Here is a 24,992-nt window from a genome sequence, read left to right as displayed (position 1 = left end):
CATGGCAGACGGCACCCCCAAGATTGACATCCCGAAGGAAGTCTTCGCGCTCTATGATGCGTATTGCCATGGTGATCTTTCCCGCCGGGCATTCTTCTCGAAGCTCAGCACCTTTGCGGGCGGCGGCATCACGGTGTCGATGCTCGCGGCCTGCGTGATGCCCGATTACAACCGCCTGCAAACCCAGCCCGGCGAGGCGGGCCTCGTCGAAGCAGACATCACCTATCCCTCGCCAGCAGGGGCGGGCACGATGGGCGGCTATCTCGTGCGCCCGGCGGGGGCGACCGGGCCGCTGCCCGCCATCCTGGTGATTCATGAGAACCGGGGGCTGAACCCCTATATCCGCGATGTGGTGCGCCGCGCTGCGAGCGCGGGATATGTCGCCTTCGGGCCGGACGCGCTCTTTCCGCTCGGCGGGTATCCCGGCAATGATGATGACGGGCGCGCCCTGCAGGCCCAGCGGACCCGCGAGGAGATGTATGCAGATTTCGTGGCGGCGGCGGAGTTCCTGAGGGACCATTCTGCGGTGAACGGAAAAGTTGCGGTTACCGGTTTCTGCTTTGGCGGGGCGATTTCGAACCAGCTGGCGGTCGATCTGCCCTGGCTCAGCGCGTCGGTGCCCTATTATGGCGGCTGGCCGGCAGGCGAAGCGGCGGCCCGTCTGGAAGTGCCGCTCCAGATCCACCTCGCCAGCGATGATCCGCGCGTCAATGAGGGCTGGGTCTCCTATGAGGCCGCGCTGAAGGCCGCCGGAAAGGCTTACGAAGTGCATTGGTATAAGGACACCCAGCACGGCTTCCACAATGACACGACACCGCGCTACGACCCCGAGGCCGCGGCGCTCGCCTGGCGCCGGACGCTCGAATTCTTTGCGGCGCATCTCGGCTAGGCAGGCGCCGGATCGCTTGAACTGGACAATCCCGGCGACAAGGGGCATCTAGGGCTCATGGACAGACTTGAGAAACTCTGCATCGAAAGAGGCCTCCGGATGACGGAGCCGCGCCGCATCATTGCGCGTATCCTGTCGATTTCGGATGACCATCCGGACGCCGAGGAACTGCACCGGCGCGCCAACTCGCTGGATGCGTCGATCTCGCTGGCGACGGTGTATCGCACCGTGAAGCTGTTCGAGGATGCCGGCATCATCCAGGCGCATGATTTCCGCGATGGCCGGGCGCGCTATGAAGAAAAGCCGGAAGAACACCACGACCACCTGATCGACGTGAAATCAGGCGAGGTGGTGGAGTTCCATTCCGAGGAGATCGAGCAGCTGCAGGTCGAGATTGCCCGCAAGCTCGGCTACCGGCTGGTCGATCACCGGCTGGAGCTCTACGGCGTACGGATCGAGGAAAAGGACTGACGGCCCCGCCGGGGCAGGGCCGTCAACGAATCTGCCGCCTGCGGATCAGAGTTCCGGAACAACGCGGAAGATGCCGTCGAAATCCTTGTGGGCGACATAGAGGTATCCGTCCGGGCCCTGAACAACATCGCGGATAGGCATTTCGCCTTTCAGCAGGTCTTCCTTTCCGGTCACGCGGCCATTCTCCACTTCGATCCGCACAAGGACGAGGCCGGCCGGCCCGTTCATGCCGCCAGAGAACAGGCTGCCCTCCCAGCCGGGATATTTGTCGCTTGCCAGGATCGTCAGGCCGGCAGGCGCGATGGACGGCACCCAGAAGACTTCCGGCTGTTCCATGCCGGGGGCTTCCGTGGCGGTCGTGATGATGCTGCCATCATAGTTCACGCCATAGGTGATGGCCGGCCATCCATAATTGGCGCCCCGCCGGATGATGTTGAGTTCGTCGCCGCCCTTGGGTCCGTGCTCGGTCGCCCAGAGGGTGTCCGTGGACGGATCATAGACCATACCCTGGATATTCCGGTGGCCGTAGGACCACACAGCCGGGTGGCCGTTCTCGCCATCCGCAAACGGATTGTCCGCCGGGATAGAGCCGTCTGCGTTGATGCGGACGATCGTGCCATGCGTGTTCGCCGGGTTCTGGGATTCCTGCATCAGGCGGAAGCCTTCACCCAGGCCGACAAACAATGTTCCGTCCGGCGCGAAGACGAGCCGCGCGCCATAGTGGAAGGCGGTATTGCGCGGATCGGCGCGGAAGATTTCCTCGACATTCTCGAGAGCGTCCCGGGCGTCATTCAGCGCGCCGCGCACAACTGCGGTGGTGTTATCGTCCTGGGTTCCGGCAGAGTAGGCGACATAGACCAGGCGGTTGGTCTCGAAGGCCGGATCGAGGGCGATGCCCAGATAGCCGGCCTGGTTCGCGGTGAAGGCTTGCGGAAGGCCGGAGACGCCAGCGGCCGCGCTTGCGCCGGGCGCGAGGTATTTCAGGCCGCCTTCCTTTTCCGTGAACAAAAGGCCGCCATCGGCCAGGAAGGTCATGCCCCAGGGCTGTTCGGCGTCGGTCACATGCTCGAGGCTGAGGGAGATTTCGCTGCTCACAACCGGCGTCTGGTCGGCAGCGCCGGCGCCCGTGCAGGCGATCAGCGCGGCGGCAAGCGGGGCGAGGAAAAGAGATCTGGCGAAGGGGGACATGCCGGCTCCTGTTGGCTGGGAGGGTTCGGGAGGGGGCTCACCTGCGGGACACATAGGGCTTCCGGTGGCGCCGGCCAACAGAAAACGGGGCAGCCCTGTGAAGAGCTGCCCCGCCTTTGAGGATCTGAAGGCCTATTGGCCCCAAATTACCAGGACTTCGACAGGGCGATACCGTAGGTCCGCGGCTCTTTCAGGAAGATGTTCGTGAACAGGCCCGAGGAGTCATCGGTCAGGTAGGCGCCGGTGATGATGTCATCATTTGCGATATTCTTCGCGAAGAGGTCGAGTTTCAGCCCCTTCGGATCGTTGAAGAATGAGAAGGTCAGGTTCAGGTTGTCCCAGCTCTCGAGGCGATCGCGGCCGGTGTTCCAGACACGGCTGAAGCTCTCTGTCTGCCGGTAGTAATCGACCCGGCCGGTCAGGCCCCAGTCGCCGAACGAACCTGGGTCCCAAGTGTACTCGACACCCACATTGAACGTGGCTTCCGGAGCGCCGGGGATCGACTTGCCCGACAGGTCCTTGGCCTCGCCATCGAAGGGCTGGAGTGCGGAATAGGTTGTTGTTCCGCCGTCCGAGTTCCGGACTGTGACTGTCTGACCGGAAAGTCCGAGGAGGCCCTCGAGTGCGGTTCTGCCTCCCACGCCAGCTGCAAGCTGGCCGTTGCAGATGCCACGTGTGGCGCCTGCCGGAAGCAGGTTGCCGGCAATAGCGCCGAGCACCGTGCGATAGCCCTGGGCCGAAATTACGCAGTTCGCAAAGCTGCTCGCATCCTTGATCGTAACGAGGTCATTTCGGCCATTTGTCCGGTCGAGCACGTCGATCGCGTAGGTGTCCTTGATCTCCGTGTTCAGCAGGCCAAGGTTGGCGTTGATGAGCAGGGTCGAGACAGGGTTCCAGACAGTCTCGATCTCAAGGCCGTAGATTTCGGCGTCAATGTTGAAGTTCGCCGACGACCGGTTGACGATCTGGGTGATCTGGTAGCCCTGATAGTCATAGAGGAAACCTGTCGCGTTCAGCTGCAGGGCCCCGTTGTACAGCGTGTTCTTCGTACCGATCTCGTAAGAGTTGATGAACTCCGGATCGAAGGTCTGCGGGAACAGGTTCGCGCCGGCCGGCTGGGGCGGGTTGATACCGCCGCCCTTATAGCCCCGCGAGTAGAAGGCGTAGAGCAGGGTATCGTCCGTCATCGCCAGGTCCGGACGCCAGTCCAAGCCAAACCGGCCAGTCGTTTCCTTGAAGTTGGCGTTGATGGAGCCGTCACCGCCCGCATCCGGGCTAGCGCCCGCGATCGGCCGCGGGGCAAGCGGGTCGCCCCCAGGGATGGCTGCAACGGGTGTGAACAGGAAGGTCGGGATGACATCCTGTTCCTTCTTGTCGTCCGTGTATCGCAGGCCGAGCGTCAGCTTCAGATTATCGGTGACATCGTAATAGCCCTCACCGAACACGGCAAACGACTCAAGACGGAACGGCGAAAGCGACCGGAAGTAGTTACCGCCCGCTCCGGTTGTGGCGCCGGCAAACACCGGGACGCCGCCCGTGCCGAGGTCAAGTGGCACCTGCCCGCCGAAGAAAGCACCGCCCGCAGCATTGTTGATCTGGGTCAGGGCCGTCAGCGAGTTGGACAGGACGTGGTAGCCATCCGTCGGGCTTCGCGGATTGATCGACTCGAAATCCATAAAAATGGTTCCGAGGTTGAAGTTGAATGGCCCGTCAAAGGCCGATTGCAGTCGAATTTCATGCGTCGTCTGTTCGCTGGACGCGCCGGCGATATCGAACGTCCGGAACAGGTTGGATGACCCAAGTTGCGGATCAGTCACGACCCCGCCGGGGAACAGCAGCCCGTACAGGGGCGGTACCGCGGCGAAGGGACCTGCCGTTGCATTGAAGGCAATTGTCGGCGCGATTTTGTTGTAGTCTTCGAGCGAGGCGAGGGAAGTCTCGCTATAGCTGCCGAGATAGGTCAGCTTGAGGGCGTCGCTTACATCGAATTCCGCCTTCCAAGTGTAGAGGGTCTGGTCAGCCTTGTAGCTTGGATCGAACGCTGATTCGATGTTCCGGAGATTGCGGTCCAACGGCGCGGTGAAGGCATCTCCGTTCAGGAGGCCTGCAATGATCGCCAGGCCGCCGCCGAGCGTCGCAGCGGAGTTCACCCGATCATTACTCTGGCTGAGCGGCGCCTCCCGGCAGCCGAGCGAGGTTACCAGCTGATCCAGCGGTCCGATCGGAACGCCCTGGAAGGAAGTCTTGAACGGGTCCTTGGCACAGAGCTGCTTGCCGGCGCGCAGGCGGTTATCGTCGGCTTCGAAATGCTCGACCATCAGCCAGCCGCGCAGCCGGTCAGTCGGCTCGGCGGCAAGTGTCGCGCGCACGCCGTATAGTTCCCGACCGTCGATCGGGGAGCCGGTCACAGTGTTCGTGGCATAGCCGTCGCGCTCCAGATAGTTGCCGGCCACACGAAGGGCGATCCGGTCACCAATCGGCACGTTCAGCATGCCGCGCACTTTGCGCGTGTTGTAATTGCCGAGCGTTACTGTGGCATTCGCCTGCCATTCTTCGAAGACCGGCTTTGCGGTGATGGCATTGAACACGCCGCCTGTTGCGTTCCGGCCGTACAGCGTGCCCTGCGGTCCGCGCAGCACCTCGATCCGCTCCATGTCGAAGAACTCGGCTTCCAGGAGGCGATTGGCCTGCAGCGGCACGTCGTTCTGGTGAACACCGACGCCGGCATCGCCGGACTGGGCCACGGCGTCCACGCCGATACCCCGGATGCGGAAGTTGAAGCCGCCGAAATTGCCGGCAGTGAAGTTCGAGTTGGGGATCGCCTTCACAAGGTCCGGGCCGCCATCGAGCTGCATCTTCTTGAGCATCTCTTCATCAAAGGCGGAGACGGCAATCGGAACGTCCTGGATGGACTGTTCAACCTTCTGCGTGGTGACCGTGACCGTACCAAGGCGGCGAGCTTCGTCCGGGGTATCCTCCTGGGCATAGGCAACACTGACAAAGCTCATGGCCAGTGCAGACGCCCCTGCCAACAAGACGCACTTCGAGTCTGTGATTCGGCTCATTTCGAATTTTCCTCCCCTCGGGCCGTTTGCCGGCTCCGAATGTTTCTGTGTCTGACGAGACATCCTCTTTGCGGGATGCTTCGACGCTATCAGAAGGCCATGAGGCTCAATGTGTCAATTGGCCTCTCCTCGCGAGACGCCAAACTCTTGGCCAAGGTGTCAAAATAGTGACGGTTTCCCTCGCGTCGCCTTGGCCTGATCAACACCGGCTGTTACAGCGGCGGAATGTCTGATCCCCTCTCTTCTGCGCTTGTCCTTTTCTCCGGTGGCCAGGATTCGGCGACCTGCCTTGCCTGGGCGCTGGAGCGCTATGACCGGGTCGAAACCATCGGATTCGATTATGGCCAGCGCCATGCCGTCGAACTCGCCTGCCGCCCGCGATTCCTGTCCGCCCTTCGTGCGGCGCTGCCCGCATGGGATGCCCGGCTGGGCGAAGATCACGTCGTCGATGCCTCGGTCCTGAAATCCCTCGGCCAGACCGCCATGACCCATGATGTCGAAATCCGGATGACCGATGCCGGCCTGCCGAACACCTTCGTGCCGGGCCGCAACCTGCTCTTTCTCACCCTCGCCGGCGCCCTGGCGGTCCGCCGGGGGATCGGCGTCCTTGTGGGCGGCATGTGCGAGACCGACTATTCCGGCTATCCGGACTGCCGCCTCGAGACGATCCGGGCGCAGCAGGAAACCCTCCGCCTCGGCCTCGGCGCCGATATCCGGATCGAGACTCCGCTGATGTATCTCGACAAGGCGGCGACCTGGCAGAGAGCGCGGGAACTGGGCGGTGATGTGCTGGTCGGGCTGATCCTGGAGGAGACCCACACCTGCTATCTTGGCGAACGCGGCGAGCGTCATGCCTGGGGCTATGGCTGCGGCACCTGCCCGGCCTGCGAGTTGCGCGCCGCAGGCTGGCAGCGCTGGCAGGACGCGGCATGACCTACAGCGTCAAGGAAGCCTTCTACACCCTGCAGGGCGAAGGCGCCCAGACCGGGCGGGCGGCTGTGTTCCTGCGCTTTGCCGGCTGCAACCTGTGGAACGGGCTGGAGCAGGGCCGCGCCAGCGCCGTCTGCCGTTTCTGCGACACCGATTTTGTCGGCACCGATGGCCCCGGCGGCGGCAAGTTTACCACGCCGGGCGACCTTGCCGCGCATGTCCAGGCGCTCTGGCAGGCCGGCGCGCGCGGGGCAGGGCGGCCCTATGTCGTCTGCACGGGGGGTGAGCCGCTCCTGCAGCTTGACCCGCCCCTGATCGGCGCCCTCCACGAAGCCGGCTTCGAGATCGCGATTGAAAGCAACGGCACTCTCGCTGCGCCGGCGGGGATCGACTGGATCTGCATCAGCCCCAAGGGCCGCGCCCCGCTGGCGCAACTCCGGGGCGATGAGCTCAAGCTGGTCTTCCCCCAGGACGAGGCCGAGGCGCAGCCCGGATGCTTCGAGGCGCTGGACTTTCAGCACTTTTTCCTCCAACCGAGGGACGACGGACCCGGCGTCAGCCATGTGGCGGCGGCGGCAGACTATTGCCTGAAGAACCCGAAATGGCGGCTGAGCTTGCAAACCCACAAACTGACCGGGCTTCCCTGATGGGGGGCCTGAAGGCAGAGGGCCAGGTTTTCGAGATCTCGAAGGCGGTGACCTTCGAGGCTGCCCATTACATGTCCGGCAAGCCCGAAGGCCATCCCTACCGCTCGGTGCATGGCCATTCCTTCCGGCTGGAAGCCACCGTGGCAGGCGTCGTGAAGCCGGGCGAGCAATGGGTTGAGGATTTCAGCCGGCTGACCGCCGCGCTGGAAGCCACCGCCGCCAAGCTCGATCACCGGCTGCTGAACGAGATCGAGGGGCTGGACGTGCCGACCCTGGAGCGCATCTGCCTCTGGGCCGCCGCCGACCTCGCCCCGTCGCTCCCCGGCCTCGCCCGCATCGCCGTCGCCCGCCCGAGCCTGAATGAGCGGTGTGAGCTGGTGCTGAAGCGGGGCTGATCGCCGCGAAGACCGGGACTCCACGGCCCCGTCATCCCTGTTTCGGGCCACCGGCACGAAGACCGCGACCCGGCATCGACCAAACGCCACCATATTCCCGCCTCTGGCTCCCGGACATTTGCTGCGCAAATTCCGGGATGACGGAGTGTAGCCCCCAGGCCGCAAAGCCCCCCCTGAAAGAAAACGCCCGGTGAACGCGGTGCTCCGGGGGCGTTCAGGCGCCGCCGGTCAGTGTCCGGACGAACGGCAAGGACACCCTGCCGGGACGCAAACCAAAGGAGACTGACCCATGCTGATGAAATCCCTGCTCGTTGCCGGCACCGCCCTCGCCCTGATGGCGGCCACCGTGCCCGCTGCCGAGGCGCAGTCGCGCAACCGCGTGAATATCAACCAGTCCGGCTATGCCAATGAACTCTCGGCCCGCCAGACCGGCCCGCAGAACCGCCTCTATATCGACCAGCGCGGCACCTATCAGTATGTCCAGACGATCCAGGCCGGCTCCCGCAACGGGGTCACGGTCGGGCAGGGCGGGCATGGCAATGCCGCCTATGCCGACCAGCTTGGCCAGCGCAACACCGCCGTGATCGGCCAGGAAGGGACGCACAATGCTGCCAGCGCGGTCCAGACCGGGCGCAACAATACGGTAGGCGTCGCCCAGATCGGCCATGGCCATACCGCTTCGACCAACCAGACGGGCACGAGCAATTCGCTGGGCGTGATTCAAGTCGGCGCCGGCCAGCAGGCGAATGTGAACCAGTCGGGCCGGGGCAATGTCGCCCTTGTCATCCAGGGCAGCCACTGACGGGCCGAGCGGGGCAGGCGCGCAGTGCGCCTGCCCCATCGCGCCCCGGAACGGAGCCAGAAAAGGAGTATGACGATGTTGGCCAAGACCCTGAAACGCGGATTGATGCTCGCGCTTGCCGCCTCCATGCCGTTCGGTCTTGCGGGACCGGCTTCGGCGCAGGGGTCCGAAACCTGCTGGATCGATGTCCGCAGCGGGCCGGCCCAGGGCGTGCTGCAGGCCTACGCGGCGCCGCGCCTTGCGGGATCCTATGAGCTCACGATCCGGCAGGATGGCGGAAACGGCGAGCTGTTCGTGGACCAGTCCGGCAGCTTCTCGCCCTATAATGCCTGGCCGACACAGCTCTCGCGCGTGCATGTGGGTGCGTCGCCGCTGAGGTCCCTCAACAGGATGCCGCTGTCCAGTGTCCATTCGGCCCAGCCGGGCACGACGGTGATCTCGAGCTCCGGCAGCCGTCCCGGTGCCTTGCCGGTTGGCGCTTACGGCTTTCGCGCCGATCTCAGGGTCTATGACACGGCGGGCCGGTTGATCTGCCGCGATACACGGCAATGGCGGTGAGCCCCGCAAGCTTGCCCTGCCTCGAGGGCTGAGCCTGCCGGCAATCCCTTGCGGCCCTTGCGCCTGTGGGCGCGGGGCCGGTAAGCTCCGGCGCGACGACTCAGCGTCGGGAACAAGGATCGCAAGGGCCGATGAGTCTTGACCTGCTGCAGCCGGAGACGGCCGCCCCGGTGATTGCGGCGGCGCAATCGCTTGCGGGCCGGTTGCTCGAGACATTCACCACGGCGCTGATGTCCGAGGCGACCTTATGGCAGCTCGGCGCGCTGATCCTGGCGGGCGTGGGCGGCTATCTCCTCTCGCGCTATCCGCGCAAGATGCTGATGGACGCCGCCGGCAAGCGTGGCCGCATTGATCTGATCCTGCTCGCCTACATGTCGCTCTCGCGCATCGTCTGGGCGGTCATCACGGCGATCCTCCTCGGTATCTTTGTGCTGGTGCTCGAGGCTGTCGGCCTCGGCCATGAAGGTCTGCATGTCGCCGCCGCGCTGCTGATTGCCTGGATTGTCGTGCGTATCTTCACGGCCAGTATGCGGCGCGGCTTCTGGTCGAAGGCGGTGGCCTACTCCGCCTGGGTGGTGACCGCGCTCTACATCGTCGGCTGGCTGCGGCCGGTGGCAGATGCGCTGAACGCCGCCGTCATCGATTTCGGCGACAGCGAAGTTTCCCTGCTGCGCATCTTCACCAGTCTTGCGCTGGCGGGGTTCGCGCTCTGGCTCGGCTGGCTGACGGGCAACCTTGCCAATTCCCAGCTGCGCAGCGCCTCGGACCTGCCGGCCTCGGTCGGCGGCATCCTGGGCCAGAGCATCAAGATCGGGGTGATGATCGTCGCGGTGCTGATCGCGCTCAACTTTGTCGGCGTGAACGTCACGGCCCTGACCTTCTTCTCCGGTGCGCTCGGTGTCGGCATCGGCTTCGGCCTGCAATCGGTGTTCTCGAACTTTATCTCCGGCGTGATCATCCTGATGGAGAAGTCGCTGAAAGTCGGCGATTTCATCGAGCTTCAGTCCGGCCTGATGGGGCAGGTGAAGGAGATCAACTTCCGCTCCACCGTCGTCACCACCAACGACAATCTCGACATCATCGTGCCGAACGAGGCCTTCATAAAGGCCCAGCTGATCAACTGGACGATGACCGAACAGCGCCGGCGCATCCATGTGCCGTTCGGCGTCGCCTATGGCACCGACAAGGCAATCGTCGAGAAGGCGGGCCTTGAAGCCGCTGCCTCCGTGCCCTGGACCTTCGATGACCGGGGCGATCACAAGCCGCAGGTCTGGCTGGTGAAGTTCGGCGAGTTCCGCCTCGAATTCGAGCTGATCGTCTGGTTGACGGATGAAGGGGTCATCCGTCCCCAGAAGGTCATGGCGGACTATGTCTGGGCCGTGCACTCCGCGCTCGAGAAGCACGAGATCCACATCCCGATCCCGCAGCGCGACCTGTACCTCAAATCGCCGGACACGCTGAACGTCCGGATCGAGCCGGGAAGCTAGTCTGCGCTGAGGTATCGGTAGGCTCATCCTGAGCGAAGGCGAAGGACGAGCCGGGGCGTGGGTCAGCTCTGCTTTGCCCATCCTTCGACTTCGCTCAGGATGAGCGTAGCCCTGTGATGAGGTGTATCAGCATTTCGAGCTATCGGGCCGGTCCAGCGAACCGGCCCGATATCCTAGTTCAGGGATTGAACGAACCGCCGGGCAAACCGGTCGGATGCGCGGCCCGCATCCTGCCAGGTCGTCAGGCCGGCATTGGTGATGTCATTCTCGAACCAGCGATACTCAAGGTCGCCGATCGGCGCGCCGGAGGCATCAAACGCGACCGCCTTCAGCTTCATGCCGCCGGTGCTGACCGAGCGGAACATGTCGAGGCCCGGCTGGTCGCCGGCCTGTTTGAAGGTCGGGCGCGAGGGGCGGGCATCCAGAATGGTCACTTCGATTCGGGACACATCCACGCCCCGGCGCTGCAGCTGCCGGGTCAGGTCGCGCTCGACGCGGCTGGAAAGCACTTCGCCTTCGCGCAGGCCGTAATCTTTTTCGAGTTTTTCGGTGAACTCTGGTGAGTAGCTGACGGCGATTTCGGTTGCGGCTGCAAACGGGGCAGCGGCCATCAGGATCAGGGCAAGGGCAGAGACTTTCATTCCGGGGCTCCTTTTGGGTGCACGGGTCTCGCCGGCCAGAAGCGGCCGGGAGAGTGTCAGCCCAGAGACATAACACTTCCCGGCGCGCGGTTTAAGTCACGAGGCCGTGACGGGTCAGATCGTATCGACGAGGACCAGTTCTGCGTCCTTGACGCCTTCCAGCGTCAGCGTCTCGGCGCCGGTGATGGCGGCTGCGTCGCGCGTTTTCAGGGTTTTCCCGTTCAGCACGACTTCGCCATCGGCGACGACGAGGTAGCCATAGCGGCCTGCGCTCAGGTCATAGGTCAGCGTCTCGCCGGCCTTGAGGGTTGCGCCCTGCACCTTGGAGTCCTGGTTGATCGGCAGGCTGTCCCCGCCGCCATCGCCGGAGGCGAACACGACCCACTGGCCGGAGCGGTCGCCCTTGGGGAATTTGCGGGCGCCCCAGTTCGGCTTGCCGCCGCGGATGCGCGGGATGATCCAGAGCTGGAACAGCTCGGTCACTTCATTCTCGGCGTTCCATTCCGAATGCTGCACGCCGGAGCCGGCGCTCATCACCTGGACATCGCCGGCTTCGGTGCGGCCGTGATTGCCCATCGAATCCCGGTGGGTGATCGCGCCCTTGCGGACATAGGTGATGATTTCCATGGACTCATGGCCATGCGGCGGGAAGCCGGTGTTGGGCTGGATCTCGTCATCATTCCACACGCGCAGGGCGCCGTGATGGACCCGCGAGGGATCATGATAGCCGGAGAAGGAGAAGTGATAACGGGCGTTCAGCCAGTCATTGCGGAACCGGCCGAGCTTTTCGAAGGGGCGGAGTTCAATCATGGGAAGCCTCCCTGTCTGGGGTGTTGCAGTTGGGCTCTATATGGGCATAGCAGGGCGCAGGGGCAGGGGGCAGGCGCGATAGCATTCATGCGAGGGGCGCATGAATTGGCGGCGGGGGCTGTAGTCTGTAGTTCACATGACCTTGACCACCTGCGTACTGTAAACTAAAGGATACACATGATCGAAGTCCGGAAAACCGAACTGTTCGATAAATGGCTATCCGGTCTGAGAGACAGGCAGGCCCGCGCCCGCATCCTGACGCGCATTCGAAGGATGGAGGGCGGAAATCCGGGACAGGTCGAAGCTGTCGGTGAAGGCGTGAGTGAAATGAAAATCGACCACGGGCCGGGCTACAGGGTGTATTTCGTCCATCAGGGCAAGCTCGTGGTCATCCTGCTCTGCGGCGGCGACAAGGGCTCTCAGGACCGGGACATCGAGACCGCGAAAAGACTGGCACGGGAGCTCTGAAGCATGGCGCTGAAAACAACAAAGTTCGACATTCAAGATCATCTGCAAACGCCCGAAGACCGGGCTGCTTATCTTGCGGCAGCGTTCGAGGAGGGAGAGGAAGCCTTCATCAAGCAGGCGCTGAACGATATCGCGCGGGCGATCGGCATGACGGAAGTTGCGAGGCTTGCAGGGATAACCCGCGAGGGGCTCTATAAATCTCTCGGTGAGCACGGTGACCCGAAGCTCTCGACACTTCTCGGGGTAGCGAAGGCGCTCGGCGTTCAGCTGACAATAGCACCGGTGCCGCCGCCTGCAGAGTAAATACTCAGGCGCTGGTTCGACCTGCCGTCTTTCGGCAAGAATGGCTGCCCACCCCTTGCCCTCTTCCGCGCATCTCCTCAGAAGGCTGGGGTATGCCTTCGCCGCTGCCGACCCTTGCCGATGCCCGCGCGCTCCTGAAACGCGTTTATGGCTATGATGCGTTTCGCGGCCTGCAGGAGGATGTGATCGCTGATGCGCTGGCGGGGCGGGACGCGCTCGCCGTGCTGCCGACCGGGGGCGGCAAATCGCTCTGCTACCAGATCCCGGCGCTCCTGCGCGAAGGCGTCGGCATCGTCGTCTCGCCGCTGATTGCGCTGATGGCAGACCAGGTGGACGCGCTGAAGCTCGCCGGTGTGCGGGCCGAACGCCTCGACAGCTCGATGGAGTTCAACGCCCGCGCGGCCGCGCTGGAGGCTGCCGCGCGGGGCGAAATGGACCTGCTCTATGTGTCCCCCGAAGGCCTTGGCAACGGGCTGGCCGACCGGCTGTCGCGCATGAAGATTTCGCTGATTGCCGTCGATGAAGCCCACTGTGTCAGCCAGTGGGGCCATGATTTCCGCCCGGATTACCGCGCGCTGGGGCGCCTGAAGGGCCTGTTCCCCGGCGTGCCGCGCCTGGCGGTGACGGCAACGGCGGATGCGCGCACGCGCGCGGACATCCTGCAGCAGCTCGACCTGGCAGACGCCGCAGTCCATGTGGCGAGCTTTGACCGGCCGAACCTGATCCTCTCTGCTGAGCCCAAGGTGGGCAACCGCACCTCCCGCGTCGTCCAGCTCGTCAAGGCGCGCGCCGGGCAGAGCGGCATCGTATATGCGGCGACGCGCAGCGCGGTGGAAGACCTCGCCGAGGCGCTGGAGAAAGCCGGCGTGCCATCGCTGGCCTATCATGCCGGGCTGGAGGCTGGGCTGCGGGCCGAGCGCCAGCGCCGTTTCCTGCTGGAGGAAGGCCTTGTGATGTGCGCCACTGTCGCCTTCGGCATGGGTGTCGACAAGCCGGATGTGCGCTTCGTGATCCACGCCGATCCGCCCAAGACACTGGAAGCCTACTGGCAGGAAGTCGGCAGGGCAGGGCGCGACGGTGAGCCGGCCGAGGGCGTCGCGCTCTATGGGCCCTCGGACATGAACCGCTCGCTGCAATGGACCTATTCGAGCGATGCGCCGGACGAAGTGAGGCGCGTCCAACTGACCAAGACGCGCCAGCTCTTTGCCTTCTTCAATGGCGATGACTGCCGCCGGGGCGCGGTACGGCGCTATTTCGGCGAAGAAAAAGTGGAGCCCTGCGGCGTGTGCGATGCCTGCAAGGGCGAACTTGGCGAGCGCCATGACGCGACCCGCTGGGCGCAGATGGCAGTCTCCGCCGTTCTGCGCTGCGGCCAGCGCATCGGGCGAGGGCGGCTGGTGCAGCACCTGCTGGGCGAGGCAAAGGATGATTTCGACACCGAATTCTCCACCCTCTCGACCTTCGGCATCGGCAAGGACCTGCCCCGCCAGGGCTGGAACCGCGTATTCGATGCGCTGATGTTCGAAGGGCTGATCGCCGAGGGCGGCGAAGCGATGCGCCCCGTGGTCATCGTGCCGGATGCTGATGCCGCCCGCGCGCTGTTCCGGGGCGAGCGCGCGGTGTCCCTGCGCGAGGATGTGACCGCTCCCCGCCGCCGCAGCCGTGCCAAGGGCGCCGCCCGGATGGCCGTGCTGGCGGACTTTTCGGAGCGCGACCAGGCGATTTTCGAGGCCCTGCGCAGCTGGCGCACCAGCCTCGCCAAGGCGCGCGGCGTGCCGCCTTACGTCATTTTTCATGACCGGACGCTGGCCGAAATCGCCCGCGAACGGCCTGCCTCGGCGCAGGCCCTCACCGAAATCAGCGGCGTCGGAGAGAAAAAGGCGCAGGCCTATGCCGAGGACGTCGCCCGGATCGTTGCAGGCAACGCCTGAGCGCGCTGGGGAATAGTGAGCCCGGCGCCTTGACCCGCTGCCTCCGGCACCGCACCTATATGGCCAGATTTCAAACGAGATTCCCCCGGAGCCTGCATGACCCGCATTCGCCTCGACGACGAAACAGAAACCCCGGCCTCCGCGAGCCCGAACTCGCTGATCGAGAACGCGCTGTTCAAGTCGCGCACGATCCTCTTGACCGGCGGGATCGACTTCAAACAGGCCCGTATGGTGTCGGAGCGGCTGCTCGCCCTTTCGGCCGAGAGCAATGACCCGATCCTGCTGGTCATTTCCTCGCCCGGCGGCCATGTCGAGAGCGGCGACATGATCCATGACATGATCAAATTCGTCTCCGCGCCGGTGAAAGTGCTCGGCACAGGCTGGGTCGCCTCGGCCGGCGCGCTGATCTATTCGGCGGCAAAGAAGGAGAACCGCTACTCCCTGCCCAACACCCGCTACCTGCTGCACGAACCCCGCGGCGGCGTGGGCGGCCAGGCGACCGATGTGGAAATCCAGGCCCGCGAGATCATCAAGATGCGCGAGCGCCTGAACCGGATCTTCGCGGACGCAACGGGCAAGAGCCTCGATCAGATCAAGAAGGACACCGACCGGGACTTCTGGATGAGCGCGGCCGAGGCGATGGAATACGGCCTCGTCGGAAAGATCGTCAGCCATCGCGGCGAGATCAGCTGAGCCATTTCCGTTCCGGCGCGTTTGCCGGACGGTAAGATTTGCCGGTGAAGATCGGGCGTTAACCTTAACGCTCCGGTCTTCATGCCAGTTCGCCTCCAAGAAATCGCCCTCGCCGTCCCGCCGGTCCCGTCCTCCACGATGGCCGGGGCTGCGCTCTCCCTGTTCCTGTCCGATCCGGCGATGTTCGCCCTGCCGATCCTGCGCGCAGGCGCGGAAGAGGGCGGGGCAGCCGGGATCAGCCATGTGACGCGCGCCCGCTTCATGGAGGGGCTCGCCGGCCCCAATGGGCGCGACATCTTCATGTCCCGGCCCGTGATTCATCTCGCGAGCCCGCACCCAGTCATCGCAGAGGGCTCCACCCCCGTCGCCCTGATCGCCAAGCAGGCCGCAGAGAAGGGCACGAGCGCGCTGACCGATGGCGTCATCGTGCTGAAGGATGGCGCCTATGCCGGTATCGCCGCGCCCTCCTCGATCCTCAAGGCCGTTGCCGAGGAAAACACCGCCCGCGCCCGCGCCCAGCACAAGGCGCAGGCGCAGGTGACAGCCCTTGAATCGAAACTGAAGACAATCGCCGAAGGCCGTGCCCGCCTGCTCGGTTTCATCGGCCACGAGATCCGCACGCCGCTGACCGGAATCCTCGGCGTTGCAGACCTAATCTCCGAACAGGCCCCGAATTCTGACCTGCGCCGTCTCGCCGAGACGATCGCTGGCAGCGGCCAGCACCTCGAGCGCCTGCTGAATGACCTTCTTGACCTCTCCCGTATCGAGGCGGGCAAGCTCACGGTCTCCCTGCAGCCCTTCGACCTGCGCCAGTTTGCCGGCGAGACGCGCGACCTCTGGCAGCCGCGCCTGGATGCCAAGCGCGTCGCCCTGCGCATGGCGGTGGCCCGCAACGCCGAGGCCCGCATCGAGAGCGATGCCGCGCGCCTGCGCCAGATCCTGTTCAATCTCGTCAGCAATGCCGTGAAGTTCACGGAGCGGGGCCATGTCACAGTGCAGCTCTACACCGAGCCCGCCGGCGACGAGCTCTCCCTGATCATGACCGTGACAGACACTGGCCGCGGGATTTCCGATGCGGACAAGGCCCGCCTGTTTGAAGCCTTCGAGCAGGGCGGCGAGATGACCGCCGACGCCGCCGGCGGCGCGGGCCTCGGCCTTGCGATCGCCCGCGCGCTCGCCCGCCGCCTCGGCGGGGACATCGCGCTTGCCGACAATCCCGGCGGCGGATGCATCTTCACGGTGGCTGTGCCGGTGCGCAAGGCAGGCCCGCGCCTCGCCGTCGACAACCCCGTGCCCGCGCGCCCGGCGAGCTTCAGCCTCGGCGAAGTGCTGATTGCGGAAGACCATGAGACGACCGCCTTCGTCATGCGCGAAGCCCTGATCGCTGCCGGATGGCGCGTCGAGGTTGCGCCCGATGCGGCGACAGCGGCAGCGCGCATCGCAGTGCGCCGCTATCAGGCGATCCTCACCGACGTTCACATGCCGGGCGGGGGCGGGGACAGCGTCCTCTGGGCCGCGCGGTCCGCATCCAGCCCAAATCGCAGCGTGCCTGTGCTCGCCGTCACCGCAGATCTCAGCCCGGAACGGCGCCTTGCCTGCGAGCGTGCCGGCTATTCCAGCCTGGTCGAGAAACCGGTCCGCCCGCGCCACCTGGTGGCGGCGCTTGCCGATGCGGTCATCTCAGCGGGCCGCGAGACGCGCGCGACGGCCAGCTGACGCTCAGAACGTCCGTCCAATGACGAGATAGGCCGTCTGCCGTCCGCCCTCGGAGCGTCCGAAAGCGAGGTAGATCGGCCCGAGCGCTGTATGGGTCCCGGTATAGACACTGCCGCCAAATCGCAGGTCTTCCAGCGTGAAACTCTCCGTCCGTGACCAGGCTTCGCCGGCCTCGACAGATCCGCCTACAAACAATGGCACGCCGAACAGGGCTGGCTGGCCCCCGCCGATCGCGTAGCGATAGACAATCCTTCCCGCGAGGTAGTTTTCGCCGGTCAATTCCTCCAGCCGGTATCCTGACAGGCTGAACAATCCGCCAACCCGGTAAGAAGCGTCGAATGGGGATGTGCCGTCCAGCAGGAAGCCTCCTGACAGGGACCCCATCAGCGTATGCTGGCCGCGGCTGACCGCTGTCAGGCCGGACAGGCTGATCGTCTGGAAGTCCTGCCGTTCGCCAAGGGCCTCAAGTCCGTAAGCATAGCGCAAGGTTCCCTGTTGGCCCTCGCGCGGGAAGAACGGATCATCGAGCGTGTCGAACCCCGCTGACGCTGTCAGCCGGCCAATGTTCACTCCGGTTCCGTCAACAGGCGCGACACCTTCCCGCAACTTCGCCTCGCCGGTGCCGAATTCTGTCCCGACACGGATTTCTGCGAAATTGCCGAACTGCCGCCCGATGTCCAGTGCGGCGAGGCCGTAGGTCAGGTCATAGGCGCCGGTCTTGAAACCGCGCTCCGAGAAGATGTTCACCGGCCGTTTGCGCGCGCCGATGCGGGCGGAGGCAAACCAGCTCTGCTCCGGCTCCAGCAGCCGGAAGTATTCGAGGCCCAACTCGGCGAGGTCTCCGATGGTCGCCAGCGCGCGGATTTCCGAGCCATAGGCGTCCAGCGCAGGGCTGCGATAATCAGTCGAGACCGAGGCGTCGGACTCCGTATTGAAGTCGCTCTCGACGATCAGGCCAAGGCGCAGCCGCCCGGCATCCGGGCGTAAGTCCTCCGCACGCAGAACAAGCCCCGACAGGCCGTCCTGCTCGGCAAGGGTATAGTCCACCCGCTCGAACGGGCCGAGGGCGTAGATGTCATCGATCACTTCATTGATCTCGGCCGGATCCGCCGGCTGGCCAAGCAGGGGCAGGGTGCGCGCTTCCAGCAGGGACTGGCTCAGCCGCGATGTATTCTCGATACGGACGAAGGATATGACCCGCGGGTCCGGCTCGCGGGGCCTCTCCGGCGGTGCGGGGCGTTCCGCCGCCAGCGCAGACAGGCGCGCCATTTCGCCGGTAACAGCAGCCCGCCCGGCGGCGAACAATTCGCCGCTGCGGGTAAACGCCGTCGGGCCGATCTTGCCGGTGTCAACGCGGAGCAGGATGTCATCCGGCAGCATAGCGGCCGTTTCCGCCCGCTCATTTGCAAGGATCAGCAGGCTGACGGTCTGTGAGAGCACGCTGACGACTGATCCGATCTGTTCCTGCGGCAGGAGCTCGTTCGGTGTCCAGACCGCGATGACGATATCAGCGCCCATCTCCCGCGCCACACTCACCGGAATGTTCGCCGCCAGTCCGCCATCGACCAGCAGGCGCCCATCCAGAGGCACGGCGGCAAATACACCGGGCACGGACATGGATGCCCGCATCGCCATCGGCAGTTCGCCCCGGTCCAGGATCACGGCTTCCCCGGTCGCGATATCCGTCGCCACCGCACGGAAGGGGATCGGCAGGTCGTCAAAACTCTCCATTGCCATGCGGGCGGGGGTGAAGCGGCGCAGCTCCTTCATCAGCGTCTGGTCGGACACCGCGCCTGTCGGCAGGATAAGGCCCGCGCCCGAAACGCCGAGGCTCGCCGTACCCGGAAAATCCGCCTGCTGCTGTTTCTGCCGGAAGGTCAGCCGCCGGCGCTGCGGGGCGGGATTGAAGATGCCGGCCCAGTCCGCGCTTTCGACCGCCTCGGCGAGGGCCTCGCTGCTCATGCCGGAGGCATAGAGCCCGCCGATGACGGCGCCCATCGAGGTGCCGACCACCATGTCGGGGCGCAGGCCCATCGCTTCCAGTTCCTGGATCGCGCCGACATGCGCCAGCCCCAGCGCGCCGCCGCCAGACAGGACGAGTGCGATCTTCGGTCTCTCAGGGGTGGTTTCTGTCTCGTCCGCGACAGCTGCGCCAGCGGCCATTGCCCATCCCGCCGCAAGCACGGCCAGCCGGGTCAGGCGCCGGGCTGCGGAAAGTCTGCGGTCAGGCAAGGACATGGTGATGCTCCTGCAGCAGGCCCGGCGCGAAGGCAAGCAAGGCGCTCGTGGTCTGGAAGAAAATGAGGACAACCCCTGAAATCAACGGTTTGGGCGGGAAGCCGCGCCGTTCATACACCCCATGTTTTACCAAGGGCATAAAGGGACTTTGCACCGTGGGCGCAGCCGTGCAAGCCCTTGATGCCTCCCCAGCAGGGGGCTACACCGCGCGGCGATATAGACCCATCCTCGCTTCAGGAGCCCCGCCCATGGCCACGACCCCCACCCGCACCGAGTCTGACACCTTCGGCCCCATCGAGGTCGAGGCGGACAAGTATTGGGGCGCGCAGGCGCAGCGCTCGCTGGGGAACTTCAAGATCGGCTGGGAGCGCCAGCCCGCCCCGGTGATTCGCGCGCTCGGCATCGTCAAGAAGGCCGCCGCCGAGACCAATATGGCCCTCGGCAAGATGGACGCCGAGATCGGCAAGGTGATCGTCAGGGCCGCCGAGGAGGTGATCGAGGGCAAGCTGGATGCGCATTTCCCCCTCGTCGTCTGGCAGACGGGCTCGGGCACGCAGTCGAACATGAACGCCAATGAGGTGATCTCGAACCGCGCGATTGAGATGCTCGGCGGGGAGATGGGCTCGAAGAAGCCCGTCCACCCGAACGATCATGTGAACATGTCCCAATCGTCGAACGACACCTTCCCGACTGCGATGCACATCGCCTGCGCCGAGGAAGTCGTCCACCGGCTGATCCCGGCGCTGCAGACGCTGCGCAACGCCCTGAACGACAAGGCCGAGGCCTGGAAAGACATCATCAAGATCGGCCGCACGCATACGCAGGATGCAACGCCCGTCACGCTCGGCCAGGAATTCTCCGGCTATGCGAAGCAGATCGAGAACGGCATCCAGCGCATCGAGATGACGCTGCCGATGCTGATGGAGCTTGCCCAGGGCGGCACGGCGGTCGGCACCGGCCTCGCCTCACCCGCCGGCTTTGCCGAGATGGTGGCGGACAAGATCGCGCAGATCACCGGCCTCAAATTCACCACCGCCCCGAACAAGTTCGAGGCCCTCGCCGCACATGACGCGATGGTGTTCACGCATGGCGCCATCACGACCGTGGCGATGAGCGCGTTCAAGATCGCCAACGATATCCGCTTCCTCGGCTCAGGCCCCCGCTCGGGCCTTGGCGAACTGGCGCTGCCGGAGAATGAGCCGGGCTCCTCCATCATGCCGGGCAAGGTGAACCCGACCCAGTGCGAGGCGCTGACGCAGGTCTGCGCGCACATCCTCGGCAACAATGCCGCCATCGCCTTTGCCGGCAGCCAGGGCCATTTCGAGCTCAACGTCTTCAACCCGATGATGGCGTACAACTTCCTCCAGTCGGTGCGCCTGCTGGCAGATGCGGCCGTGTCCTTCACCGAGAATTGCGTCGTGGGCATCGAGCCGCGCCTCGACAACATCCAGCGCGGCCTTGAAAACTCGCTGATGCTGGTGACGCCGCTGAAGGAAAAGTATGGCTATGACCTCGCCGCCAAGGTCGCCAAGAACGCCCACAAGAACGGCACGACCCTGAAGGTAGAGGCCCTCGCGCTGGGCATCTCCGAAGAAGACTTCGACAACATCGTCCGCCCGGAGAAGATGATCGGGCCGGATCCGGCCTGAATGCCTGTTCATGCCGCGTTGTCCGGGCAGGTCTAGACCTGCCCGGAGAGGTTCAAAGGGAGGAAACCCGCCATGCGCTCACAGGTTCGGACACTCATTCTGGCCGCCATCATCGCAGCCGCGCCGGCCGGTGCAGCGCTTGCCCACCGGGGCGGGGATGACAGCCGCCCGGCGGCCGGCTTCGCGGTGACCCAAGGCGAGGCCGCCGCGATCGCCCGCGCCGAAGGCATGGTGCAGATCTACGAGACTAAGGCCCGCCGCGGCGTCTGGAAGATGGAAGGCGTCGACGCCTCCGGCATTAAGATCGAAGTTTCCGTCGATGGGCGCACGGGCGAGGTCGTCAAGGTCGAGCGCTACGGGCCGGGCACGCGCCACAGCGGCAGCGACGACCGCCGCCCGAACTAGGTGCGGAAGTCTCAACCGCGACGAGCAGGTGTGCGGGCTGGCCATACGCATGGTACATACGTATAGTTCATACGCATAATCGGCGTGCGGAGGCAGCTATGGCCAACAAGACCCGGGTGAGCCTTACGCTCGACAAAGACCTTGTCGCAAAGGCCAAGGCTGCCGGCATCAACCTGTCAGCTGTCGCTGAAGAAGCTATCCGCTTCGAAACCCGTGCCGAGGAAATGCGGCGCTGGGCGGAGGAGAACAAGGCTGCGCTTCAGGCCAAGGCCCGGCAGATCGAGGAAGAGGGGCTCTGGTCCGACGGCCTCCGGATGTTCTGAAGCATGGATTACCTGGCGGTCTTCACGCTCCGGAAGCAGCCTGACAGGTTGGTCCTGATCCTGAGCCATCCCCTGATCGCGGAAGCCAGCTCTGTCGTTGCCGCGCCATTGCTCGATACTTCCCGGTTCGCCGTCGCCGAGGGGCTCAACCCGGTATTCGATTTCGGCGAAACCCGATTCGCGCTCGCGACCGAGCAGATGGCAGCTATCCCGGTCAAGGAACTTGGCCAGCAGGTGACGACACTCACCGCCCACGAATACCCCATCGCGAATGCCATCAACCGGCTGTTCTTCGGCATCTGACGCCGCCGCAATGCCCGGCTGACGGCGGGGCGGGGCGGGGCTAGAGTGGCTCCAGAAGAATCACTTCATGTCCGGAAAGGCACGCCCCATGTCCAAGCCCCCGATCGGCTCGAAATCCAACCCGTCCCAGTTCGATGTGCTGCCGAAGCTCGCCGAGGACGAGCCCTATTTCGTCATTCGCGCGCACGATCCGCTCTCTTCGGCGCTGGTCGAGCTGCATGCTTATATCGGCGCCGGCCAGTCGGGCGCGGCGCATAACAAGCTCGCCGAGATCATGGCGCTGACGGCGGCCAAGCCTCCGCGTCCGGCCTCCAGCCCGAAATATCGCGAGACCTTCGCCATTTCGCTGGCCATGGAACAATGGCGGGACTCCCACAAGGAATGAGCCTCGCTGTCCCGGCGCTCGTGAACGATTTCATCCGCCTCCGGACGTTTGATCCGGAGACGGATGGCGGTGAGCTTCATGCCCTTGCGGAACGTGCGCCGGACATCTTCCGGCTCTGGTCCTTCCGCGGGCCGGGCGACTGGGTCGGCGGCTGGATCGAGACAATCCGCAGGCGGACGAGTGACGGAAGCATGATCGCCTACGCCGTCACAGCGCCGGATACGGGTAATTTCCTCGGCATCACCAGCTACCTGGACCCGAGCGAAACCAACAAATCCGTCGAAATCGGCATGACATGCTATGCGCCCGAAGCGCAGGGCACTGCCGTCAACCCGTCTGCCAAACGCCTCCTGCTGGGCCATGCCTTTGAAGCCTGGGGCGCGCGGCGCGTGCAGTTCCAGGTGGATGAGCGCAACCAGCGTTCGCAGGCCGGTGTCCTGAAACTCGGCGCTCAGAAAGAAGGCGTGCTGCGCAATCACCGCACCCTGCCGGATGGCTTCGTGCGCAATACGGTATTCTTCTCCATCCTCGACCGGGAATGGCCGGAAGTGAAGGTCCGGCTCGATGCGCGTCTTGCAGGCTTCCGGCAAGGTCCTTAGGACATTGCGCATATGACCCGTTTCCGGGCCAATCGTGAGGATACCAGATGAAGCGGCACTCTCTGCGCATTCTGGCGTTCGCTGCCAGCCTCTGCCTCCTCGCGCCGCCCGGCCTGCCGCAAGGCGCTGATGATGGCTCGCGCTGCGAGCACAGGTTCGGCGAACTGACGACGCTGCACCAGCGCGCCGCTGAGAGCCAATCGGCGCTGCATGAGCGGATGGACCGTATTGCGGCTCGTCTTGATGCGCTCTCCAATTCGGGACAATGGGTCTGCGCCGAGGGTGAATCCGAAGGCTGCGTTCGCCGCAATCCGGCAATGACCCGAAATCACAATGAATCGACAGGCCTCAACTCGGCCTACGCCGCCTTCCGGGCGCAGCGGCGCCAATACAATGAATACCTCACCTATTTCGATACCGTCTGTGTGAAGGCAGGACATGGCAGTTGGGGGACCGGGCAAGCCCCGAAGGCATGGCCGGAACAGACGGCAACCGAAGAGAACGTTGAAATCATACGCGATTTGCTCAGTTCAGAAAGTGAATGGCTTCAACAGGCTTACTGAAGCGGACGCCGCCCGGAGTTCGGGACAAGAGGCAGAGTGCAGGGATCATGACCACGCCGATCAATCTCAACAAGGCCCGCAAGGCAAAGGCGAAATCCGAAAAGGAACAGCGCGCGAAGGAAAATCGCGCCAAATTCGGCCGCACCAAGGCGGAGAAGCAACTGGAAGCGGCCCGCGCCGAAAAGCTCGCCAAACTCACGGACGCGCACCGGCGCACGGAGCCCTCCGGGGAGGGTTAAAAAAGAATTGACAGGCGCGGGCCTTGCACGGACATGACAGTGTTGTGTCAGTCAGGGACCCGTGACCCGATGTTGAAGCGTGTGATGCAGAAGACGGCCTTTGCCTTTGCGGCCTTCGGCTCGGGCATCCTCTGGGGCATCGCGGCCGAGGCGAGCGCCGCTGGCATTCCTCTCATCGGTGTCTTTCAGGGCTGGTAGCGGCTATTCTGCGCGCCCCTCAATAGCCCGCCGGGTTCCTCGCCCCGTCAATCAGCTGATCCTCATACCGGCCGCGTGAAACACGGGCCAGCGCATCGAAAATCGGCCGCGCATCCCGGTCACGCAGCAGGGGAATGCCCCGGGCAATCTCCGCGGATCGTGCATAAAGGGTGTGCGCCCCGGCCAGGTCGCCCCTTGCCTCGGTACAGGCGCCCCAATTGTGCAGGATACCCGGCGCAGACGGGTAGGCGGCGGCCAGCTCCTGCCATTGCGCGCAGGCGCCGATGATCTCGCCGCGCCGGGTTGCCTTCACAGCCGCCTCGAACCGGTAGTCAGACGCCTCCTCGGGCACCAGCGGCTTGCTGACGATCTCGGCCCGAAGCGTGGTCATGTACGGCGCGATGTCGAACCGGAATCCCGGTATCGCAGCGGCCACGGCATCGGCCACAAGCCCCACGGGCGCGTCCCGCAGGTTGAAGGTTTCGTTCACTGTCTCGCCCACCGCGCCGGTTGCCTGCCCGGTGTCAGGATAGACCGCGATGTCGAAGCACTCCTCGCGCTCCGCCCCGGCGCCCCTTTCGGCCGTAAAGACCGGCCGGCCGCTCGCAAAATCGACCAGCGTGGCAGCAACCGACACATCCACAATGTCCTTCGGGCAGCGCTGCTCAACCACCACATAGGTCTCGCAGCTGAACAGGCCCCGGTGCGTGTCGCAGCGGCGTTCGCGCTGCAGCCGCGTCTCGCGCCGGAACCCGGTGATGAAGACTTCGCCTTCATAGATCCCCTGCGGGCGCCGCGACTGCGTGTTCGTGAACCAGCGCTGCCCGCCGAGTTCGGCGTCCTCGATCAGCGCCTGGAACCCGGCTTCCGCCACATCCGAGGCCGGCCCCCGGAACCGCCCCACTGACACATCGGTGTAATTCAGGGCTTCGGGAAAGTTCGGCGCGGCGCGGGCGCTGTATTCATAGCCTGGCGTCTGGCACGCGGCAGCGGACAGGAGCGCAATGGCAACCGGCAGGAAATGTTTCAAGTGAGCCCCCCCTCAAGTGTCGCTTCAGCCGTGCCGCTGACTGGCCGTTACGTCAATGGTTGACGG

Annotated in this window: 27 protein-coding genes; 21 read left to right on the top strand and 6 right to left on the bottom strand. The window is 64.7% G+C overall.

What is annotated here, in order from left to right; translation table 11 throughout:
* The first annotated feature begins 1 nt into the window (after position 1).
* Together ACK4SV_RS08665 and ACK4SV_RS08660 are read left to right on the top strand one after the other, a co-directional pair.
* The gene (locus ACK4SV_RS08665) at positions 2 to 889 is read left to right on the top strand and encodes a dienelactone hydrolase family protein (protein ID WP_409917423.1); all 888 of its coding nucleotides are present in this window, start codon (positions 2 to 4) and stop codon (positions 887 to 889) included.
* Positions 890 to 946: 57 nt separating this feature from the next.
* Positions 947 to 1,360 carry a Fur family transcriptional regulator gene (locus tag ACK4SV_RS08660; protein ID WP_409917422.1) on the top strand — a complete coding sequence of 138 codons (414 nt, stop codon included), beginning with the start codon at positions 947 to 949 and terminating at the stop codon, positions 1,358 to 1,360.
* Positions 1,361 to 1,405: 45 nt separating this feature from the next.
* Here the strand turns inward: ACK4SV_RS08660 and ACK4SV_RS08655 are convergent, their stop codons facing one another.
* Both ACK4SV_RS08655 and ACK4SV_RS08650 read right to left on the bottom strand, forming a co-directional pair.
* Positions 1,406 to 2,548 (bottom strand): PQQ-dependent sugar dehydrogenase, encoded by a 1,143-nt coding sequence (locus ACK4SV_RS08655; protein WP_409917421.1) that lies wholly within the window; start codon positions 2,546 to 2,548, stop codon positions 1,406 to 1,408.
* Between the two features lie 146 nt (positions 2,549 to 2,694).
* Positions 2,695 to 5,613 carry a TonB-dependent receptor gene (locus ACK4SV_RS08650; protein ID WP_409917420.1) on the bottom strand — a complete coding sequence of 973 codons (2,919 nt, stop codon included), beginning with the start codon at positions 5,611 to 5,613 and terminating at the stop codon, positions 2,695 to 2,697.
* 225 nt (positions 5,614 to 5,838) lie between these two features.
* Here ACK4SV_RS08650 and queC point away from each other — a divergent pair, with 225 nt between their 5' ends.
* The 6 genes from queC (at position 5,839) to ACK4SV_RS08620 (ending at position 10,432) form a co-directional block, all read left to right on the top strand.
* Complete coding sequence (queC, locus tag ACK4SV_RS08645; protein WP_409917419.1) at positions 5,839 to 6,546, top strand: 7-cyano-7-deazaguanine synthase QueC; 708 nt, start codon at positions 5,839 to 5,841, stop codon at positions 6,544 to 6,546.
* Positions 6,543 to 7,190, top strand: coding sequence for a 7-carboxy-7-deazaguanine synthase (gene queE, locus ACK4SV_RS08640; RefSeq protein WP_409917418.1), 648 nt, complete (start codon positions 6,543 to 6,545; stop codon positions 7,188 to 7,190). Before queC ends, queE begins: the two co-directional genes overlap by 4 nt.
* A complete protein-coding gene (locus tag ACK4SV_RS08635) occupies positions 7,190 to 7,585 on the top strand; it encodes a 6-carboxytetrahydropterin synthase (protein WP_409917417.1) in 396 nt (131 codons plus the stop codon). Before queE ends, ACK4SV_RS08635 begins: the two co-directional genes overlap by 1 nt.
* 289 nt (positions 7,586 to 7,874) lie before the next feature.
* Positions 7,875 to 8,387: a curlin-associated protein gene (locus tag ACK4SV_RS08630; protein ID WP_409917416.1), complete on the top strand. Its 513-nt coding sequence runs from the start codon at positions 7,875 to 7,877 to the stop codon at positions 8,385 to 8,387.
* A 75-nt stretch (positions 8,388 to 8,462) separates the two neighbouring features.
* The gene (locus tag ACK4SV_RS08625; protein ID WP_409917415.1) at positions 8,463 to 8,945 is read left to right on the top strand and encodes a hypothetical protein; all 483 of its coding nucleotides are present in this window, start codon (positions 8,463 to 8,465) and stop codon (positions 8,943 to 8,945) included.
* 131 nt (positions 8,946 to 9,076) lie between these two features.
* Complete coding sequence (locus ACK4SV_RS08620) at positions 9,077 to 10,432, top strand: mechanosensitive ion channel family protein (protein WP_409917414.1); 1,356 nt, start codon at positions 9,077 to 9,079, stop codon at positions 10,430 to 10,432.
* A gap of 173 nt (positions 10,433 to 10,605) precedes the next feature.
* Here ACK4SV_RS08620 and ACK4SV_RS08615 read toward each other — a convergent pair whose 3' ends face one another.
* Positions 10,606 to 11,073 (bottom strand): hypothetical protein, encoded by a 468-nt coding sequence (locus tag ACK4SV_RS08615; RefSeq protein ID WP_409917413.1) that lies wholly within the window; start codon positions 11,071 to 11,073, stop codon positions 10,606 to 10,608.
* A gap of 114 nt (positions 11,074 to 11,187) precedes the next feature.
* Positions 11,188 to 11,883, bottom strand: a complete 696-nt coding sequence (locus ACK4SV_RS08610) for a pirin family protein (protein WP_409917412.1) — start codon at positions 11,881 to 11,883, stop codon at positions 11,188 to 11,190.
* Positions 11,884 to 12,060: 177 nt separating this feature from the next.
* Between ACK4SV_RS08610 and ACK4SV_RS08605 the strand changes: the two genes are divergently transcribed.
* The 5 genes from ACK4SV_RS08605 to ACK4SV_RS08585 all read left to right on the top strand — a co-directional run bounded on the left by ACK4SV_RS08605 (position 12,061) and on the right by ACK4SV_RS08585 (position 16,994).
* A complete protein-coding gene (locus ACK4SV_RS08605; protein ID WP_409917411.1) occupies positions 12,061 to 12,351 on the top strand; it encodes a type II toxin-antitoxin system RelE/ParE family toxin in 291 nt (96 codons plus the stop codon).
* Positions 12,352 to 12,354: 3 nt separating this feature from the next.
* Positions 12,355 to 12,654, top strand: coding sequence for an addiction module antidote protein (locus ACK4SV_RS08600; RefSeq protein ID WP_409917410.1), 300 nt, complete (start codon positions 12,355 to 12,357; stop codon positions 12,652 to 12,654).
* A gap of 92 nt (positions 12,655 to 12,746) precedes the next feature.
* Positions 12,747 to 14,585 carry a DNA helicase RecQ gene (gene recQ, locus ACK4SV_RS08595; RefSeq protein ID WP_409917409.1) on the top strand — a complete coding sequence of 613 codons (1,839 nt, stop codon included), beginning with the start codon at positions 12,747 to 12,749 and terminating at the stop codon, positions 14,583 to 14,585.
* A 96-nt stretch (positions 14,586 to 14,681) separates the two neighbouring features.
* Positions 14,682 to 15,278 carry an ATP-dependent Clp protease proteolytic subunit gene (locus ACK4SV_RS08590; protein WP_409917408.1) on the top strand — a complete coding sequence of 199 codons (597 nt, stop codon included), beginning with the start codon at positions 14,682 to 14,684 and terminating at the stop codon, positions 15,276 to 15,278.
* Between the two features lie 81 nt (positions 15,279 to 15,359).
* Positions 15,360 to 16,994, top strand: a complete 1,635-nt coding sequence (locus ACK4SV_RS08585) for an ATP-binding protein (protein ID WP_409917407.1) — start codon at positions 15,360 to 15,362, stop codon at positions 16,992 to 16,994.
* Between the two features lie 3 nt (positions 16,995 to 16,997).
* Here the strand turns inward: ACK4SV_RS08585 and ACK4SV_RS08580 are convergent, their stop codons facing one another.
* Positions 16,998 to 19,232 (bottom strand): patatin-like phospholipase family protein, encoded by a 2,235-nt coding sequence (locus tag ACK4SV_RS08580; RefSeq protein WP_409917406.1) that lies wholly within the window; start codon positions 19,230 to 19,232, stop codon positions 16,998 to 17,000.
* A gap of 248 nt (positions 19,233 to 19,480) precedes the next feature.
* Here ACK4SV_RS08580 and fumC point away from each other — a divergent pair, with 248 nt between their 5' ends.
* From fumC to ACK4SV_RS08540, 8 genes are all read left to right on the top strand, one after another.
* The gene (fumC, locus tag ACK4SV_RS08575; protein WP_409917405.1) at positions 19,481 to 20,881 is read left to right on the top strand and encodes a class II fumarate hydratase; all 1,401 of its coding nucleotides are present in this window, start codon (positions 19,481 to 19,483) and stop codon (positions 20,879 to 20,881) included.
* 72 nt (positions 20,882 to 20,953) lie between these two features.
* On the top strand, positions 20,954 to 21,286 hold the full coding sequence (locus ACK4SV_RS08570; RefSeq protein WP_409917404.1) for a PepSY domain-containing protein: 333 nt from the start codon (positions 20,954 to 20,956) through the stop codon (positions 21,284 to 21,286).
* A gap of 98 nt (positions 21,287 to 21,384) precedes the next feature.
* Positions 21,385 to 21,609, top strand: coding sequence for a type II toxin-antitoxin system CcdA family antitoxin (locus ACK4SV_RS08565; RefSeq protein ID WP_409917403.1), 225 nt, complete (start codon positions 21,385 to 21,387; stop codon positions 21,607 to 21,609).
* Positions 21,610 to 21,612: 3 nt separating this feature from the next.
* A complete protein-coding gene (locus ACK4SV_RS08560; RefSeq protein WP_409917402.1) occupies positions 21,613 to 21,912 on the top strand; it encodes a CcdB family protein in 300 nt (99 codons plus the stop codon).
* Positions 21,913 to 22,000: 88 nt separating this feature from the next.
* The gene (locus ACK4SV_RS08555) at positions 22,001 to 22,297 is read left to right on the top strand and encodes an aspartate decarboxylase (protein WP_409917401.1); all 297 of its coding nucleotides are present in this window, start codon (positions 22,001 to 22,003) and stop codon (positions 22,295 to 22,297) included.
* A complete protein-coding gene (locus tag ACK4SV_RS08550; RefSeq protein WP_409917400.1) occupies positions 22,294 to 22,896 on the top strand; it encodes a GNAT family N-acetyltransferase in 603 nt (200 codons plus the stop codon). The genes ACK4SV_RS08555 and ACK4SV_RS08550 overlap by 4 nt, the downstream gene beginning before the upstream one ends.
* A gap of 47 nt (positions 22,897 to 22,943) precedes the next feature.
* Positions 22,944 to 23,459: a hypothetical protein gene (locus ACK4SV_RS08545; protein ID WP_409917399.1), complete on the top strand. Its 516-nt coding sequence runs from the start codon at positions 22,944 to 22,946 to the stop codon at positions 23,457 to 23,459.
* A 47-nt stretch (positions 23,460 to 23,506) separates the two neighbouring features.
* Positions 23,507 to 23,698, top strand: a complete 192-nt coding sequence (locus ACK4SV_RS08540; RefSeq protein ID WP_409917398.1) for a DUF4169 family protein — start codon at positions 23,507 to 23,509, stop codon at positions 23,696 to 23,698.
* 217 nt (positions 23,699 to 23,915) lie between these two features.
* Here the strand turns inward: ACK4SV_RS08540 and ACK4SV_RS08535 are convergent, their stop codons facing one another.
* Complete coding sequence (locus tag ACK4SV_RS08535; protein WP_409917397.1) at positions 23,916 to 24,926, bottom strand: hypothetical protein; 1,011 nt, start codon at positions 24,924 to 24,926, stop codon at positions 23,916 to 23,918.
* Between the last annotated feature and the right edge of the window lie 66 nt (positions 24,927 to 24,992).

The sequence above is a fragment of the Hyphomonas sp. genome (assembly GCF_046313735.1).
Lineage (GTDB): Bacteria > Pseudomonadota > Alphaproteobacteria > Caulobacterales > Hyphomonadaceae > Hyphomonas.
The sequence above is the reverse complement of the archived record's forward strand: the minus strand, read 5'-3'. Positions and strand labels throughout refer to the sequence as shown.